The sequence below is a fragment of the Chitinimonas naiadis genome, assembly GCF_054780835.1.
In genome coordinates, this window is sequence record NZ_BAAGVO010000004.1 from 350,034 (window position 1) to 367,940 (window position 17,907).

A 17,907-nucleotide genomic window follows, 5' to 3' on the forward strand; every position below is an offset into this window, starting at 1 on the left:
AACGGCGACCCTCGCTACCGCCAATCCGCCAAGCATGCCCCTCCGGCCTATCAGGCATCCGACCGCGTCCTTCGCCCATGCGACGAATGGATGCCATCGAAGCGGTGCGCGCAATGGCAACGGCGGGTAGAATGCCGCCGACCTCGCCCGGCCGTGGCGAGCAGCACACCCATTCGTAGTGGAGATTCCATGCGTCACCTGATTCTGGCCGCCACGCTGGCTGCCATCGGCAGCACGAGCTACGCAGCCGCCGCCACCAAGCCCGGCAAGACTGCCGCCCCCGCCGCTCAGAAGGCACCCGCCGTCATTGACGTGAAGGTCCGTGATTTTTCCGGCCGCTTCATGGACTTCTACGAGGCGGCAAGCCGCCCCATGCCCGTCCCGCCACCGGCACCCACGCCCGCACCAAGCGCCGATGGCAAGCAAGCTGCGGCCCCGGCTACGCCGCCCGCGCCGCCCGTCCCGATGGAAACCGAAGAAGATCGCCGCTGGCGTTTCTACAAGCTGGGCTATGACTTTGCCCCGCTGACCGGCAACGATGCAACGCGTCCGCTGCTGAACAATGCCTGGCCACGCTACGCTGCCGTCGCCCCCCAGATCAAGACCGGCTTTGACGGCGTGGCGACCGAGCTGTCCGAGATGAGCCAGAACATGGCGGCGCAATTCGGCCTCGACAAGCCACTGTCGATTCGCTACATCACCTACGTTGGCCTGTTCGATGGCAAGGTGTGGAGCGAACCGGATACGGATCGCACCAATATCTATGTACCGCTGGAAGTCGACGCCGCAACGCGCGCACTGCCGCTGGCAAAGATCATGGGCCGGCTGATGCTGGACAAGAGCGCCGCCTTCGGTGCCCAGCCGCGCAACCTGGCAGAACTCCTGATTGCAGAGGGTGCCTATGCCCACGCGCTGCAAGCCGTCGTCCCCGGCAAGCCGCTGGAAGTCTACCTGGGCCTCACGACCGAGCAGTTGGCCAAGGCCAAGGATGCCCGCAAGACCGATCTGAAGAACATGATCGACAAGCTGGCTGACAGCAGCGTGCTCTCGTCCTATTCTGGTGAGAACATCGCCCTCGCCCGCTACGCGGGCTGGCTGGTCGTCGAGAGCTTCGTCAAGCAGAATGCGAGCTACGCCGACATGATCCGGCAGAAGCCCAGCGACCTGGTTCGGGTCAGTCAGGTTGCGATTGCCAACCTGATCGTCCGGGCCAAGTAAGGCCAGGAAACGAGGCCGCCGCAAGGCGGCCTTGTCATATCAACCGCAGATGAGTCGCCCACATGGCAGAAGATAGCGACCAGGAACGGACAGAGGACCCCAGTCCCCGAAGACTGGAGGATGCCCGGGCCAAGGGTCAGATCGCGCGCTCGCAGGAGCTGGTCACCTTCTCGGTGCTCATGACGGCTGTCGTCGCCATGATCAGCATGGGCGGCGCCATGTTTGACTCGCTCAAGCGCGTGATGGTCAACAACCTGACCTTTGATCGTGCCACGCTGGATGATATCGACCAGTTACTCGCACATTTCTCGCAAGCTTCGTTCGATGCCCTGATGGCTGTCCTGCCCTTTGCAGGCGCCATTGCCATCGCCGCCATCCTGGCTTCCATCATACTTTCCGGCTGGCTCTTTACCTGGGACGCCATCGCCCCCAAGTTCAGCAAGCTCAACCCTATGACCGGCATTGGACGCATTTTTTCGGTGCGCAGCATTGTCGAGATGGTCAAAGCCATCCTGAAATCCGGTCTGATCGGCGGGGTTGCCGTTGCCACCATCTGGTCGGAGAAGGCGGAGGTGGTCCACCTCGTCGCCATGTCGCCTTTCGAGAGCCTGGCCTACCTTTTCGAACTGATCAAATTCACCATGCTGATGGTCGTGGGCTCCATGGCGGTCCTGGTGCTCATCGATGTACCGTATCAACTCTGGGACTACAAGCGCAACCTGCGCATGACCAAGGAAGAGGTAAAGCAGGAAAACAAGGAATCGGACGGTGATCCGCAGGTCAAGGCCAAGATCCGCCAGCTGCAGATGCAGGCGGCCCGACAGCGCATGATGACGGAGATACCCAAGGCCAATGTGATCGTCACCAACCCCACCCACTACGCGGTGGCCTTGCGCTATGACGAGAAGATGAAGGCACCGCAGGTGATCGCCAAGGGCTCGTTCCTGCTGGCTGAACGTATCATCGAGCTGGGCAAGGAAAACAAGGTTCCCATCCTGCGCACCCCCCCCCTGGCCCGTGCGCTCTACCACCATGCCGACCTGGGTGCCGATATTCCCAGTGCGCTGTATTCCGCCGTCGCCGAAGTGCTGGCCTACATCATGCAGTTGCAGCAATACAAGCGCTACGGCGGTCACGAACCCACCCTGGCCGACAAGCTGCCGGTACCGGATGATCTGGACCCTGGCGGCGAAGCCTGACGCCCCGTCTCGGCGCTCAATGTATTAGCCCTGCAACCCCAGGTGGCGGGCCCTTGGCGCACCCCACACCCGGTTGAGGTAGAGGCGCAGCGGGTTTTCGAGCAGGTAGTAGGACGCAATGCCGCAGGCGAGCGCCAACGGGATCGCCCAATAGAGCGGGATCAAGCCGTGATGGGTGGCCAGATAGAAAGGCTGCTGCCAAAGGTAGAGGGAAAACGACCAAAGACCCATATACCTGAGCGGCCTGATCGCAAGCAGGTACTTGATGGGGCTGGCTGCATTCGGCAGCAGATTCACCGCCAGGGCAAACATTCCTACCCCCACTGTCGTTCGCACAGGACCGGGTACCGACCACCAGTGCAATAGCAGCCCCGCCGACATCAACAGCAGGAAGACCGCTACCGACATGGCCGGTCGCCTCCCCCCCAGCCACAGCAGGATGGCTGCCGAAGCGAAGATCCCATAGGCCGATACTTCGGTATGCAGCCATTTGCCAAAATCCAGCGTGCGGCCGTCATAGTGCGCCCAGTACCAGAAACCCATGGCCGAGAAGCAGACAGCCAGGATGCTGATCATCCATTTGGCGCTGAGTCCGCGCTGTCGCACCAAGAGTGCCACGACGGACAGCAGCAGGTAGCTATGCTCCTCCACAGCCAATGACCAGATATTGCCAAAAGGCATGCTGGCGTTGCCCGGCTCGCCCGGAAAGTAATTGTTGAGGAAGAACAGCGCTGCCAGCGTTTCACCCCAGTCGACGGTCCGTCCCGTGGCACCGTAGAAGACGGACACGGCAACGATAAAGAACAGGTGAGCCGGAAGAATGCGGGAGATACGGCGTCGATAGAATGTGGGCAGACCGGTCTGCTTGACGAACAGCAACTGGGCCATGAAATAACCGGAGAGTACAAAGAACAGGCTCACGCCGACTGCGCCGAGATTGAGGCCGGGGACAGGCAGGAAATGCCCGATCAGCAGCAAGGTGATGGCAAGCCCGCGCCAGCCATCAAAGTAATCAAAGTGATCCGGGCCACCCACGGCACGATTATGGCCCCCAGGTTTGCTACGCCACCAGTTGCTCAGCTGCACTACCCCATCCCCTCTATATTTTGGTGTGTTCTTATTTAGTACGGTGTACGACAGATCTGCCCGTCAGCACGGCCGCCAGCATACCCCAAACAAAAAACGGCAGCCCAAGCGGGCTGCCGTTTCCGTGGTGCTGAGCTGACTGAACAATCAGCCTTCCGAAGTGCGGGTAGCGCGCTTGCGGTCGTGTTCGTTCAGGTGACGCTTGCGGATACGGATGCTGACGGGGGTGATTTCCACCAGTTCGTCGTCATCGATGAATTCCACAGCCGACTCCAGGGTCAGCTTGATCGGCGGGGTCAGGCGAACGGCTTCATCGGTACCGGAGGCACGGACGTTGGTCAGCTTCTTGCCCTTGATCGGGTTCACGATCAGGTCGTTATCACGGCTGTGGATACCGATGATCATGCCTTCGTACAGCTTGTCGCCAGGGCTGACAAACATGCGGCCACGATCTTCCAGGTTCCACAGGGCGTAGGCCACGGCTTCACCGTTCTCTTGCGAGATCAGCACGCCGTTATGACGACCCGGCAGGTCAGCCTTGACCGGACCGTAGTCGTCGAACACGTGGCTCATCAGGCCGGTACCACGGGTCATGGTCATGAAGTCGGACTGGAAGCCGATCAGGCCACGGGCAGGAATACGATATTCCAGGCGGGTACGACCCTGGCCGTCCGATTCCATATTGGTCAGTTCGCCACGGCGACGACCGATTTCTTCCATGATGCCGCCCTGGTGTTCGTCTTCCAGGTCGATGGTCAGGTTTTCGTACGGCTCGCACTTCTCGCCGTTGATTTCCTTGTAGACGACGCGCGGCTTGGCGACAGCCATTTCAAAGCCTTCGCGACGCATGCTTTCCAGCAGGATGGTCAGGTGAAGTTCGCCACGGCCGGACACGCGGAAGATGTCGGCGTCGCCGGTATCTTCAACACGCAGGGCCACGTTGGTCAGCAGTTCCTTGGTCAGGCGGTCGCGAATCTGGCGCGAGGTCACGAACTTGCCTTCGGTACCGGCCAGCGGGGAGGAGTTCACCATGAAGTCCATGGTCAGCGTCGGCTCGTCCACCATCAGCATCGGCAGGCCAACCGGGGTTTCCTTGTCACAGATGGTGACGCCGATACCGATATCGTCCAGGCCGGAGATGATAATGATGTCGCCTGCTTCGGCGCCTTCCACCGGCACGCGATCCAGACCCTGGAAGCCCAGCACCTGGTTGATACGGCCGCTGGCGACCTGCTTTTCATGGTTCATCACGACAACTTGCTGACCTGGCTTGATACGGCCGTTCAGCACGCGACCAACGCCAAGGCGGCCAGTGTAGGTCGAGTAGTCTAGCGCAGCCAGTTGCAGCTGCAGCGGTGCATCCGGGTTACCCGGAGGGGTCGGAACGTGCTTGAGCACGGTCTCGAACAGCGGACGCATATTGTCGGACTCGTGCGCCAGTTCCATCTTGGCAAAGCCGTTCAGGCCCGATGCGTAGATGATGGGGAAGTCGAGCTGCTCGTCGGTGGCGCCGAGCTTGTCGAACAGGTCGAACGTCTGGTCCACAACCCAGTCGGGGCGCGCACCCGGACGGTCAACCTTGTTGATCACGACAATGGGGCGCAGGCCGAGGGCCAGGGCCTTCTTGGTCACGAAACGGGTTTGCGGCATCGGACCTTCAACTGCATCCACCAGTAGCAGCACGCCGTCAACCATACCCAGAACGCGTTCCACTTCGCCGCCGAAGTCGGCGTGGCCCGGGGTGTCGACGATATTGATATGGGTGCCTTCGTAATCGATGGCAGTGTTCTTGGCCAGAATCGTGATGCCGCGCTCTTTTTCAAGATCGTTGCTATCCATCACGCGTTCGTCCACTTGCTGGTTGTCGCGGAAAGTACCGGATTGGCGCAGCAGTTGGTCCACAAGCGTAGTCTTACCGTGGTCAACGTGGGCGATGATGGCGATGTTGCGTAGTGCGCGGCTCATAGTAGAAACCTGTCTAGTTCGATTCTGGAAACCCGGAATCTTAACACGTTGCCACTACTGCACTGCACAATCTCTTCAGAAAGTCTTTGTGTTTTCCGTTTGTTTTCAGCATAATGCGCGCCGTTGCATCAGAACATGCTGCAATGTTCATCGATACCTGACCTCCGCGCCGCCGCAGTAGTAACGTTTTGGCGCTTCTTTCGGTTAGCGTCGATGTTGGCGCTGCCGATCCGCATATCAGCCTGTATCTCCGGCCCTGCCGATCTCAGCTTTGTTCGCCCGTTTTTAGACGGGCTTTAAATTACGAATCTCCGCGCTCGCCTTGCTGGACAGGTTTGCCTGTCAGCCCAGTCATACGGGGCTCTCCAAAAGGTCATGGCGGTATGCTCGGGTTCGTGCGCTATCCCGTTTGCCTTTGAACAGGCAGCGGAAGCATCCACCTAGGAAAACGCTTTGACTCAAGTTTCTTTTGCCGACCTCGGCCTTGCCCAGCCTATTCTTGAAACCCTGATCACCTCGGGTTACACCGAACCGACCCCCGTACAAGCCGCCGCCATTCCCATGTTGCTGCAACGCCGCGACGTGATGGCCTCTGCCGCTACCGGTACTGGCAAGACCGCAGCCTTCATGCTGCCGGCACTGAACTTCCTGACCGAGAAGACTGAGAAGCCGGGTCGCGGCCCCCGCATCCTGGTTCTGTCCCCTACCCGTGAACTGGCAGCCCAGATCAAGGCAGCTGCTGAAACCTACGGCAAGCAGATCCGTCACGCCAAAGTTGTGAGCGTGGTTGGTGGTATGCCTTATCCGCTGCAAATCAAACTGCTGTCCAGCCCGGTTGAAATCCTGGTCGCCACCCCTGGCCGCCTGATCGACCTGATGGACCGTGGCCGTATCGACCTGGGCCGCCTTGAAATGCTGGTCCTGGACGAAGCCGACCGCATGCTGGATCTGGGCTTCCGCGACGACATCGCCCATATTGCCACCAAGCTGCCGAAGGAACGCGTCACTGCGCTGTTCTCGGCCACGCTGGACGGTGATATCGCCACGATCGCCCAGTCGCTGCTGAACAATCCGGAACGCATCGAAATCGCTCCGCCGCCCAAGCGCCAGGAACAGATTGTTGAAAAGCTGCACTACGCTGACGACATCACCCACAAGGCCAAGCTGCTGGATCGCATCCTGGAAGACGAAGCTGTCGGCCAGGCCATCATCTTCATCGCCACCAAGCTCGACGCTGCCGATCTGTCCGACCGCCTGCTGGGTCAAGGCAAGAAGGCCGCAGCGCTGCACGGCGACATGCCGCAACGCGAACGTACCCGTACCCTGGCCCGCCTGAAGAAGGGCGAGATCGACGTACTGGTTGCCACCGACGTTGCCGCTCGCGGTATTGACGTTGCCGGCATCACCCACGTGGTGAACTTCGACCTGCCCAAGTTCGCAGAAGACTACGTCCACCGTATCGGCCGTACCGGCCGCGCCGGTCGCGATGGTATCGCCATCTCCTTCGCCGCCAAGCATGAAGTCCCTGCACTGCGTCGCATCGAGAAGTTCGTTGGCCGCAAGCTGAACCCGTACCAACTGGAAGGCCTGGAAGCGCGTTTCGAACCGCGTCCAAGCAGTGGTGGTGCCGGTCGCTTTGGCGACAACAAGCGTGGCGGTGAGCGCAAGTTCGGTGATCGTCCGCGTGACGGCGGCAAGCGCTTTGACGAGCGCAAGCCGTTTGGTGAGAAGTCTTTTGGCGACCGCAAGCCGTTCGGTGAGAAGTCCTTCGGCGAGCGCAAGTCGTTTGGCGACCGCCCTGCCCACACTGGCGACCGCGACAACGCGGGCAACCGCGACAATTTCGGTAACCGCGACGGTTTCAACAGCCGCAAGCCGGCTGGCGAAGGCCGCAGCTTTGGTGATCGCAAGCCGTTCGGTGGTGATCGCGACAACCGTGGCAACTTTGCCGACCGTGACAACCGCGGTAACCGCGCCAGCTTCAAGGGCCTGGAATCGGACTCGACCGTCTACGCCGAGCAACCCCGCCTGACCCTGCACAGCCCGTTCGAAAACGGCAACCGCAAGGGTGCTGGCAATAGCAGCCGTCCGCAAGGTGGCGGCAATGGCAACGGCGGCCAGCGTTTCGGTCGCAGCGGCGGCGGTGACAACCGTGGCAATGGCGGCGGCAACGGCGGCGCCAAGCGCCCTGGTGGTCGTCCGTCCTTCGGCAATCGCGATTTCGATTAAGCCAAGACGTACTCCGCTCAAAAGCCACCTCGATCGAGGTGGCTTTTTTCATTTCTGCGACAGGCTGCAACCCTGGCCGCCAAGCCATGCCGCAGATGAGCTATATATTCATAAGGAAGTGGATGCCGAGGCATCCTGCCGTACACAAGAACAGACCTGATGGAGGTGGGAAAATAACAATGAGTGGAGCGGCATATCATGACCTTGCGCACAAAATTGATCCTGCTGGTCGGGGGATTGCTCGCATTGATGCTGTTGATGGGCATCAACAATCTGATGAAGCTGGCCAATACCAATCAGCACTTTGCCAGCACCTATAACGACCGAGTGGTCCCGCTCAATCAGCTCAAGATCGTATCGGACATGTATGCGGTCAACATTGTCGATACCACGCACAAGCTGAACCACAAACAGCTTGATTGGGCCGCAGCCAAGCAGAAATACGCCCAGGCAAGGGCAAAAATCGCCGAGCAGTGGAAGGCTTACGTGGCAACAGAGCTGACCGATGAGGAGAAGCAGTTGGTTGCGAAAGCCGAAGCCGGCATGAAAAAGGCCGATGCCCTGGCAACCCAGCTCGATCAGTTGGTCAACGCACAGGATGCCGCGGGCATCGACGCGCTGGCCCGGCAGTCGCTCTACGCAACGATAGACCCCCTGACCGGGGCGATATCCGACTTGGTCGACCTGCAATTGCGGGAAGCAAAGAACAGCTACGAAGTTGCCCAGGCCGACTACGCCCATACCCGTACGCTCACCATCGGCATCCTGATCGGCGCGCTGCTGCTGGCAAGCAGTGTGTCCGCCTGGTTGCTGATTGGCATGAACGGCAAGATTGCCGACCTGCGCAATACCTTGCGCAACGCACGCGACAAGAATGACCTGACACTACGGGCCACGGTCGCCGGAGATGACGAAATCGACAGCATCGCCCGGGCCTACAACACCCTGGTCGACAATATGCAGGGGCTGGTGCGGACGGTGGCAGAGGCGGTAGACACGGTGAACCAGGAAGCGGAGCAACTGGCGATCACGACCGAACAGGTCGCCGATGCCTCCAGCATGGGCTCCGAAGCCACCAGTTCCATGGCCGCCGCGGTGGAGCAGGTGACCGTCAGCATTGCCCATGTCGCAGACAATGCCCAAGAAGCGCATGTACTGGGAGAATCCACGCGCCAGCAGGCCGAGCAAGGCTCTGCACGCATCATGTCGACTGTGAGTCACATCAGCGAGATCGACAGCGCCGTGGCCTCCGCCTCGGACAAGGTAACGACATTGGGTAACGATGCGATGAGCATCACCTCCATCGTCAGCGTCATCAAGGACGTGGCCGACCAGACCAATCTGCTGGCCCTCAACGCAGCCATCGAGGCGGCCCGGGCCGGAGAGCAGGGCCGGGGCTTTGCCGTGGTGGCGGATGAAGTACGCAAGCTGGCAGAACGCACCGCAGGTGCGACCGTTGATATCCAGCGCATGGTGGTACAGATCGGCCACAACAGCCAGGAGGCCGTCGCCGCCATGTCGCTGACCGTGGAGCGGGCGCATGAGTGCGCGGGTCTGGCCGTGGAGGCCGGCGAATCCATTGCGGCCATCTCGCAGGGCATAGGGCGTAGCGAAGAGGCCATCGCCAGCATTGCCGAGGCCTTGCATGAGCACAAGGCGGGTACCCAGCAGATTGCGCAGCAGGTGGAACGGGTGGCCCAGCTCAGCGAGGAAAATACCGCCGCGGTTGCTACCATGAGCAGGACGGCAGCCACCTTGGGGGGATTGACCCACCGACTGCAGGACGAAGTCCATCACTTCCGCTACAACTAGGCACCCGATGACCTCAGCCCGCCGCCTGCCCAGCCTGAAACGTAGCCTGTGGCTATTCTTTGCCGTACTGATAGCCGTTCAGGTACTGCTGGGCACGGTGGTCTGCCTGGAAACCAGTCGCCTCAGTGTCGGCGGTCCGCTTTACCGGGACATCGTCGTCGCCAAGGACCTGGTGGCCGATGTGCTGCCCCCGCCGCTCTACCTGGTTGAAACCCAGCTGACCAGCTATGAGCTGCAGTCCGCACCCGACCCTGCCCGGATAGAACAACTGCGCGAAGGAATAAGGCGCTACCGTGTCCGCCTGCAGCATTGGCAAGCCGACAGCCTACCCCCCGCCTTGCTTGCCGCGCTGAACGAACAGGCGACCCCTGCCGCACAGCGCTATCTGGACGTGCTGGAGCAACGCTACCTACCCGCCCTGGCACAAAATGATACGGAAGCAGCCGCAACGATACGTGACGAACTCAACCAGCTGTTTGCCCAGCATCAACGTGGGGTCGCGGTACTGGTCGAACATGCGACAGCCTACCAGCAACAGCGCGAGCGGGAGGCAGAGCAGGCCATGTCGCAAGGCCAGCAGGAGATCGCCCTGCTCGCCGCTGGTGGGCCACTGCTCCTCGTATTGGCCGGCTGGCTGGCCTGGCGCCGTCTCCATACCCAGCTTGGTGGCGAACCGGCCGTCGTCCAGCAACTTTTGCGTGAACTTGCCGCCGGCAACCTGATGACCACGCCCGTGCTGAAGCAGGGGGATCAACATAGCCTGCTGGCCACCGTTGCTGCCATGCGTACCCAACTGTGTAGCGTGATGGGAGAGATACGCCAAGGTAGCCTGGCGCTCGAGAATCACGCCGCAGAGATTGCCGGGAATACGGAACTGCTGCGGGAACAGAGCACGCAACTGGCCAGCAGCCTCGCAGAGACCCAATCAGCCTTGCGGCAGATTTGCTTTGGCGTGCGGCATGCTCGGGAAAGCGCTACCGCCAGCTCCCAACTGACCCAGCGGGCGACGACACGCACTCGCCATGGAATAGACCTCGCGCTGGGGGCCAGCCAGGAGATGCAACGTATCAGCCAGTTGCTGGGTCTGGTCGAGGACATCGCCTACCAGACCAATATGCTCTCACTCAACGCCACGATCGAGGCCGCCCGGGCGGGCCAGCATGGCCGGGGATTTGCTGTCGTGGCCAGCGAAGTGCGCAAGCTGGCGCAGCGCAGCCAAGCGGCAGCAGCGGAAGTCGATTCACTCACCCGCAGTATCGCGGCGATGGCCGAACAGGCCGCGGGGGAGTTCGACGAACTGCACAAGGTGATGGGTGACGCCGCCTTGAGGGCGAGCGAGGTCGCTCAGGCAACCGAGCTGCAAGACAGCGGCACCCAACATATCAGCGATGCGGTCACCCGCTTCGCCCGGGCCTCGGAAAGCGATAGCGCAACGGCAGAGGAATTGGCCAAGACGGCCGAGGAAATGAGCATGCTGGCGGAGGCTCTGCGGCGCCAGGTAGCGTACTTCCAGTTGCGCCCCGGCCACGAGTAAGAAGAACCAGCCCTGCCCGACCAAGTCCCCATCGCAGCTACGCGGACATCACTATGCGCTTTTGTATCTGGTCCCTTCCCTTCGCCCTGATCGCCTGGCCCGTATCCGCGACGCCAATCAACGATGCCGAGCAAGCCTATGCCAGGCAGGACCATGCCACGGCCCTACGTCGCTACCGGCAGTTGGCCGAACATGGCAACGCACTGGCCCAGTTCAACTACGCCATGATGCTCAAACGTGGGGAAGGCGGCACGACAAAGGATAACTGGCAGGACTGGTTGAGCAAGGCGGCCACCGCCGGCCTACCTGAAGCAGCCTATGTGCTGGGCATCGCCTACGAGAATGGCGAAGGCGTAGTGCGATCCCAGCCTGACGCGACGCGCTGGTTCCTCAAGGCCGCCCGATCCGGCCACACCGCAGCCCAACTCAGCGTGGGCACTCAGTATTTTCTCGGCCGCGGCACGACACGAGACATGGCCCAGGCTGCACACTGGTATGAAAAAGCAGCAGAGGGTGGCGATATGGCAGCGCAATACCTGATCGCCTCCCTGTACGAGTCAGGCGACGGCGTTGCCATAGACCGGGGCCAGGCCCTGATGTGGTACGGCGCAGCGGCACGGCAGGGAGACATTACGGCAAAGTTGAAAGCGGAAGCGCTTGCCCGCCGCTAGACCGATGCTCAGCTTGAAGGGACGCTGACCGGCTTGCAGGTATACCGCCAGAGTGCCGTCCCCAGTGAGTCCGCCTCCCCGAGCAGCAGCAAGGTGGGGCCGACGGTCAGATCAGCCAGGCAAGGCACGCCGGTCAGATTTCCATAGTCCACCACCACGCATGGCACGTAGCCATTAGACGATCCGGGTTTGACATAGAGGGCACGTATGCCCGATCGCTTGGCCGGGGTCAGGCGTATGGACTCGGCATCCTGCCCAAGCCAGCGGGCGGCCAGGAAAAGGTCGCCGTTGAGTTCCTTTTCCGCCCTGGCAGGCCGAGCCAGCCACCAGCCACGGTTGCCGATATTCAAGGCCATGACGCCCTGAGCCAGCAAGGGGCCAACTTCAGCCGGCAGGATCAGGCTGATACCCGATTCGTCGACATCTTCGATCCGGCCGGTGAACAAATAGGGATCATTGCTGGGCAGCCTGTCGCCTTTCTGGCCCAGCAGCCCGCGTATCCGCATGAAATCGAGCGCCACACGCGCTTCGCCATGGCTGGCCGCGGCCGGGTTGGGGCAACGTCCGCGCCGCCCGGTCCAGGATTGCGCCAGGCGCTCCAGCAAATCGGTTGGCAGGCCAGTCGGTACCAGCCAGGGGATGGGCTTGCCATCCCGCCACTCGGCCTGCAAGGCTGCAGCTTGTTTCGCAACATCCGCCAAGCCATAGCAAAGCGCCGGGATTTCCGGGCTCGGGCCGCCCCATCCGACCAGACGACTCGACTCATCGGCTTCGACATCCATCACCAGCGGCGTGGCCCGGTGGAAATCGGCCGCCAGCCGCAGTATCGGTGCCAGTTGCCAGCAGGCCCTTGCGGTCACCGCCACTTCCGCCGCGTCCACCACCATGAAGGCATCGTGGCTCAGTAAGAGGTAGGACAGTGACAAGGCGGGCTCGGCATCGGCAAGCTGTTCACTGCTGGGTATAGCACCGTGCCGTACCAGCGCCAGGAAAAGACTGACCAGCCCATCCCATTGCAGATGGGCCCGACGCGGGTCCAGCAACGCCCTGGCGGTATGCGCCAGACCCAGCCAGCGAAAATGACTGGCCGCCCAATCGCTCAGCTCGCCGACACGTCCACTGCCTTTTTGCAATTGGGCCGATTCGCGCACCGCCTCGACATAGCAGGCATTGGCCAACTGGTCGGCCAGCAAGGCCAGCCGCTTGCCGATCAGATCCCGCCTGACCGGCTTGTCCTCATCCTTGGCCAATTCGGCCATCGCGCGCTCCGCCCACTCCCAGGCCGTGGGCGCAATGGCGTCGATGAGTTTGCGGGCCGCGGGCCCGCTCGGTGAAATGGCAAGGCTTTCCCGCAATGCCACGTACAACGCATCCAGTGCGTTGATCATGGGCTGACCCGGCAGCTGATCCAGCACGTTGCGCAGGGTCTTGCTGGGTGCGCTGGGCTGAAAAGTGGGGAAAATGCGTTCAAACATGAATTTGGCGAACCATCAGCACATATTGCATGAGCGTGGCGCGCTCACAAGCTAGTTACCCCGCAGAAAGTCTGCGGCCACTGAAATCTGGTCGGCATGCAAAAAGGTGGGAGCATGCCCCACACCGGCAAACTCCGTCAGCGTTGCCCGTGGTCCACGTTCGCTCATCGCCTTGGCGGTCTCTGCCGACAACAGGTCGGACAGCGCACCGCGCGTCAGCAATACCGGGCAACGGATACTCTCATACAAGGGCCAGAGATCGACATCCGACCCGTTGGCTCCGGCATGAAATGGCGCAGCTATGCCAGGATCATAATTCAAACGCCAACCACCGTTGTCAGGTTTCAGCATCACATCGGTCAAAAAGCGCCATTGCGCGTCATCGTGAGGGCCGAAAGGCGCCGACACCGCGCGTATATAGGCCTCGGCAGCTTCTCTTGTCGGCATGAGCGGGGCCTTGCCCAGATATTCGCCAATACGCGCGAGCGCGCTGGCGGCCAGCAGTGGTCCCACATCATTGAGCACCATGCGCTGGACCGGGCTGCCCGGCATGGCCGCCAGAACCATGCCGATCAAGCCCCCCATCGACGTTCCCATCCAATGCACGGTAGGAACGTTCAGGCGAGCGATCAATACCAGCATGTCCTGGACATAGAGCGGGATCTGATAACCCATCGGATCACGCAACCAGTCACTGTCGCCTCGCCCCACGACATCCGGAGCCACGACCCGAAAATCTGCGGCCAGCGCGGCAGCGAGATACTCGAAGTCCCGGCCGTTGCGCGTCAAGCCATGTGCGCATACCAGCACCCTCGGGTTGGCCGCATCACCCCATTCGCGATAAGCCATCTTATAGATGCCGCTTTCGCGGCCAACAAGTACATGGGAGAGACGGGGTGCGGACATCGGCAAACTCCAGTCAGTTGGAAAATTCCTTTATAGCCCTCATGCAACTCGCTGGCTGCGGAAGCAGCAGCGCTCCCAACATCAGGATGCCCGGTTAGGCGCCATTGGCATAGTCAAACGTGTCGCGCTGCAGACTACCGGCAGGTGCGGCGCGAAGATACTGCGGCGGCCAGTAGGCGGTTGCCTCAAGTTCCGCCGCCGCACGCAAGGGCCATTGCGGGTCGCGCAGCAACTCCCGCCCCAGCAGGATCAGATCCGCCTGGCCATCCTGCACGATGCGCTCGGCCTGCTCCGAGGTCGTGATCATCCCTACAGCCCCGGTTGCCGCGCCGGTCTCTCGCCGGATACGCGCGGCGAAATCCACCTGATAACCCGGCCCAACGGGAATCTTCGCGTGGGCAGCGCTACCGCCCGACGATACGTCGATCAGGTCGACACCGATCGCTTTCAATCGCTCGGCAAGGAGCACGGTCTCGTCCGCCGTCCAGCCACCTTCCACCCAGTCGGTCGCGGAGACGCGCACCAGTAGCGGCAGCTCCCTGGGCCACACAGCCTGAACCGCTGTCACGGTCTCCAGCAGCAAGCGGATGCGGTTCTCAAAGCTGCCACCGTATTGATCGGTACGCTGATTGCTCAGGGGCGAGAGGAACTGGTGCAGCAGGTAGCCATGTGCCGCATGGATTTCAATCACCTGGAAGCCCGCACGTAGCGCGCGCTCAGCGGCATCGGCAAACGCCTGCCTGATCGCCACCAGGCCCGCCGCATCCAGCGCCACCGGCTTGGGGTAGTGATCTGCAAACGGGATCGCCGAAGGTGCAACCGGCACCCAGCCGCCCTCCTCTACGCTGACAGCGCCACTACCCGACCAGGGACGGTGGCAGCTGGCCTTGCGACCGGCATGGGCCAACTGTATGCCGGCGACGGCGCCCTGGGAGCGAATGAAACGTGTGATACGTGCCAACGGCTCGATATGCTCGTCTGACCAGATACCCAGGTCCTGCGGGCTAATGCGGCCGTCAGCGGTCACGGCGGTGGCCTCTGAAATCACCAACCCCGCACCGCCGATCGCATAACCACCCAGGTGGACCAGATGCCAGTCGTTGGCTATGCCGTCACGAGCGGAGTACTGGCACATGGGGGAGACGGCAATGCGATTAGGCAGCGTAAGCTGGCGCAAGGTCAAGGGCTGGAACAGGCGGGACATGGTGACTCCAATGCAATTTCACTAGCTGCTTAGTTGGGGGCAGCGTGGGCCAGTTCCAAGTCCGGGCCGACAATTGGCCGGGCAAAATGACCGTGACAGTCAGCGAGGTGCACAGGACCGTGTATCGTGCGCCATGCGTGCGGGTGAGCGATGATGCCAGCCTCCCCTCCTCGCCCCTTAGACTCGGACCCAAAGGCAACGCCATGCGCACCGGCATACTTTACGCAGCAGCCGCCTATTTCATCTGGGGCCTGCTGCCACTCTATCTCAAGGCCATGAAGCACGTACCGGCCCTGGAGATACTGATGCATCGCATGGTCTGGTCGCTGGTCTTCCTGGTCGGCGTGCTCTACGTGCGTAAGCACTGGAGCTGGCTCAAGCCGGCCCTGACGGACATCAAGGTCGTGGGCCGGTTTGTCGCCAGCGCCGCGGTGCTCTCCATCAACTGGTTCATCTATATCTGGGCTGTCAACGATGGGCGCGTGGTGGATGCCAGCCTGGGCTATTTCATCAACCCGCTGGTCAATGTCATGTTCGGCTACTTCCTGCTGCATGAGCGGTTGCGGCGTACCCAATGGGCAGCCATCGCCGTGGCAGCCCTTGGTGTGATCTGGCTGACCGTGCTGGCAGGGCAACTGCCCTGGATCGGCCTGGCCCTTGCGGCCAGCTTCGGCACCTACGGCCTCCTACGCAAGACGGCCCCCCTGGGCGCCCTGGAGGGGCTGTCGCTTGAGACGCTGCTGCTGACACCCTTTGCGGCCCTGTATATCGGCTGGTTGGCAGCGCACGGTAACAGCGGCTTTGTGAATGGCGATATGCAGACCCATTGGCTGCTGATCGCCGCCGGCCCCATAACCGCGATTCCGCTCCTGCTGTTTGCCGCGGGCGCACGGCGGATACCGATGTCTTTGCTCGGCCTGCTGCAGTACATCGGCCCGACGCTACAGATGGCACTGGGCGTGTTCGTCTGGCATGAACCTTTCAACCAGGGCAAGTTGGTCGGCTTCGCCCTGATCTGGTCAGCACTGGCGCTCTACACGCTGGAAGGTTTCGTGGTGAGCCGCCGGAAAAAGCTCGTCGCAGCCTGAGGTACGCCCTATTCGCCGGGCCGGTACCACAGCTCCTGTCGCTTCAGCGGCGTCAAGGGCGGTAACTGCGGGTTGCGCAGCTCGATGACGGTCCGTCCGGCAATATTGAGGTCTTTCAGCACGGCACCGAAGTGGGTGTTGAAGAGCGCCTGCAGCTTGCCGTCGCGTATGGCCTTTTCCAGTCCCCGCTCCAAATCCCTGGCGAGCTGCGCGCGCTCCTTGCTGACAAAGAAGTAGAAGGCGGCGGGGTAGCGGATTAACAAATGTGGTTCGACCGCCAGGCCCATCTGGCTGTGAGCCAGCCACTCCCCCTTGATCTCGATCAGGGAGCGCGGGAAGTAGTCGAAGCGATCGGCTGCCAGCATCTTGAACAGCCCTTCGTACTGGTCAGTCGCCTCCACTCGCAGGCCATTGCTGCGCAGGATCGCCGTATCCGGCCAGTCATGCATCTGACCTGCCCGGTACTTTCTGAGGCCGGCCAGGCTATTTACGCGTGCAAATTCCGGCAGGCGGGATTGCTTGAGCAAAGCCAGGCGCCAGCCGATGAGACCACGATCCAGTGGAATCCGGATAGGCAGCAGGTCCCGCTCGCGTTCCACATTGGTCATGGTCCAGATCAGATCGACCTGCCCGCTATTACGGCGGATTTCGTCCAGGGCGCGGCTTTGCACCATCACCAGCCTGCTCGGTTGAGGCTGGTAATCCGTACCGCTTTCCTGGACCGCCAGCTCCAGCACAGCCAGCATATAGGCCAGTTGCGGATCATCGTTGGCCTGGTGCCGTTGATATATCAGCGGTACGGCACCAACTAGAGCGCTTAGCCACCAGCACAGACCCCAAAGCACGATACGCATCCACTCCCTTTCTGCCGTAGCTACCCAGACCCCGTTCCGCTTCACTCACTATAGCGAAGCCAAGCCGCCCTATAATTGAGCATTCTCGAATTCAGGCATCCCACCATGCATTATGAACATCTGATACAGATCAACGATCCCAACGAGCCGCTGCTGTCGCCCATGAGCCGCAGCCAGCTGTGGCGCGGCCTGATGCGCCGGGTGGAGCAACCTCAGGAGTTTCTGGTCAATGTGGAACAGGTCACCATCCTGGCACGCGGCGATGGCTGGCTGAAGCGGGAAATAATGCTGGGCACGCTGCGCGTGCAGGACCACATCACGCTGGAGCATGAGCACCGGATCCATTTTCAGACCGCCCCCAGCGATCAACACCAGGGTGGCAGTTTCACCATGACGATCGAAGAACCCAATCCTGGCGACCTGTTTGTCCGCTTTGGCTATACCACCTCGCTGCCGGAATCCGGCGCCATGGATAGCGAGGCTGGCGACGCCTACTACGCCGACTTCATCAAGTCGGCCTATCGGGATACCGATGTGGATGCCGTACGCTGGATACGGGAACTGCAGGAAACCGGCGAACTGGAAGCATAGCGACGTCCTGCCTGCGCAGCAGGATAGGCATAAAAAAAGCCGCGGGCCCTAGGCACTCGCGGCTTTTCGTCGGGA

General features: G+C 61.5%; 14 protein-coding genes. 8 read left to right on the top strand and 6 right to left on the bottom strand.

Annotated elements, in window-relative coordinates; genetic code table 11:
* The first annotated feature begins 189 nt into the window (after positions 1–189).
* Entirely contained in the window at positions 190–1,218 is a 1,029-nt protein-coding gene (locus ACYVHK_RS07565) for a hypothetical protein (RefSeq protein WP_460529305.1), read from the top strand.
* 62 nt (positions 1,219–1,280) lie between these two features.
* Positions 1,281–2,417, top strand: a complete 1,137-nt coding sequence (gene flhB / locus ACYVHK_RS07570; protein ID WP_460529308.1) for a flagellar type III secretion system protein FlhB — start codon at positions 1,281–1,283, stop codon at positions 2,415–2,417.
* Between the two features lie 24 nt (positions 2,418–2,441).
* On the opposite strand, the gene ACYVHK_RS07575 is transcribed toward flhB, so the two are convergent.
* Together ACYVHK_RS07575 and typA are read right to left on the bottom strand one after the other, a co-directional pair.
* Complete coding sequence (locus ACYVHK_RS07575; protein WP_460529311.1) at positions 2,442–3,503, bottom strand: acyltransferase family protein; 1,062 nt, start codon at positions 3,501–3,503, stop codon at positions 2,442–2,444.
* 147 nt (positions 3,504–3,650) lie between these two features.
* Entirely contained in the window at positions 3,651–5,468 is a 1,818-nt protein-coding gene (typA, locus tag ACYVHK_RS07580) for a GTP-binding protein TypA/BipA (RefSeq protein WP_460529313.1), read from the bottom strand.
* A 453-nt stretch (positions 5,469–5,921) separates the two neighbouring features.
* Between typA and ACYVHK_RS07585 the strand changes: the two genes are divergently transcribed.
* From ACYVHK_RS07585 to ACYVHK_RS07600, 4 genes are all read left to right on the top strand, one after another.
* Positions 5,922–7,697: a DEAD/DEAH box helicase gene (locus tag ACYVHK_RS07585; RefSeq protein WP_460529316.1), complete on the top strand. Its 1,776-nt coding sequence runs from the start codon at positions 5,922–5,924 to the stop codon at positions 7,695–7,697.
* 198 nt (positions 7,698–7,895) lie between these two features.
* Positions 7,896–9,509 carry a methyl-accepting chemotaxis protein gene (locus ACYVHK_RS07590; protein WP_460529319.1) on the top strand — a complete coding sequence of 538 codons (1,614 nt, stop codon included), beginning with the start codon at positions 7,896–7,898 and terminating at the stop codon, positions 9,507–9,509.
* 7 nt (positions 9,510–9,516) lie between these two features.
* Positions 9,517–11,043 (top strand): methyl-accepting chemotaxis protein, encoded by a 1,527-nt coding sequence (locus ACYVHK_RS07595; protein ID WP_460529322.1) that lies wholly within the window; start codon positions 9,517–9,519, stop codon positions 11,041–11,043.
* A 53-nt stretch (positions 11,044–11,096) separates the two neighbouring features.
* Positions 11,097–11,714: a tetratricopeptide repeat protein gene (locus ACYVHK_RS07600; RefSeq protein WP_460529325.1), complete on the top strand. Its 618-nt coding sequence runs from the start codon at positions 11,097–11,099 to the stop codon at positions 11,712–11,714.
* Positions 11,715–11,722: 8 nt separating this feature from the next.
* Here the strand turns inward: ACYVHK_RS07600 and ACYVHK_RS07605 are convergent, their stop codons facing one another.
* The 3 genes from ACYVHK_RS07605 to ACYVHK_RS07615 all read right to left on the bottom strand — a co-directional run bounded on the left by ACYVHK_RS07605 (position 11,723) and on the right by ACYVHK_RS07615 (position 15,299).
* On the bottom strand, positions 11,723–13,189 hold the full coding sequence (locus tag ACYVHK_RS07605; RefSeq protein ID WP_460529328.1) for a hypothetical protein: 1,467 nt from the start codon (positions 13,187–13,189) through the stop codon (positions 11,723–11,725).
* Between the two features lie 51 nt (positions 13,190–13,240).
* Complete coding sequence (locus tag ACYVHK_RS07610) at positions 13,241–14,095, bottom strand: alpha/beta fold hydrolase (RefSeq protein ID WP_460529331.1); 855 nt, start codon at positions 14,093–14,095, stop codon at positions 13,241–13,243.
* 94 nt (positions 14,096–14,189) lie between these two features.
* A complete protein-coding gene (locus ACYVHK_RS07615) occupies positions 14,190–15,299 on the bottom strand; it encodes an NADH:flavin oxidoreductase/NADH oxidase (protein WP_460529333.1) in 1,110 nt (369 codons plus the stop codon).
* A gap of 203 nt (positions 15,300–15,502) precedes the next feature.
* Between ACYVHK_RS07615 and rarD the strand changes: the two genes are divergently transcribed.
* Positions 15,503–16,387, top strand: coding sequence for an EamA family transporter RarD (gene rarD / locus ACYVHK_RS07620; protein WP_460529336.1), 885 nt, complete (start codon positions 15,503–15,505; stop codon positions 16,385–16,387).
* A gap of 8 nt (positions 16,388–16,395) precedes the next feature.
* Here the strand turns inward: rarD and ACYVHK_RS07625 are convergent, their stop codons facing one another.
* Positions 16,396–17,241 carry a substrate-binding periplasmic protein gene (locus tag ACYVHK_RS07625; protein WP_460529339.1) on the bottom strand — a complete coding sequence of 282 codons (846 nt, stop codon included), beginning with the start codon at positions 17,239–17,241 and terminating at the stop codon, positions 16,396–16,398.
* A 105-nt stretch (positions 17,242–17,346) separates the two neighbouring features.
* Here ACYVHK_RS07625 and ACYVHK_RS07630 point away from each other — a divergent pair, with 105 nt between their 5' ends.
* Positions 17,347–17,832, top strand: a complete 486-nt coding sequence (locus ACYVHK_RS07630; RefSeq protein ID WP_460529342.1) for an SRPBCC family protein — start codon at positions 17,347–17,349, stop codon at positions 17,830–17,832.
* Positions 17,833–17,907 lie beyond the last annotated feature (75 nt).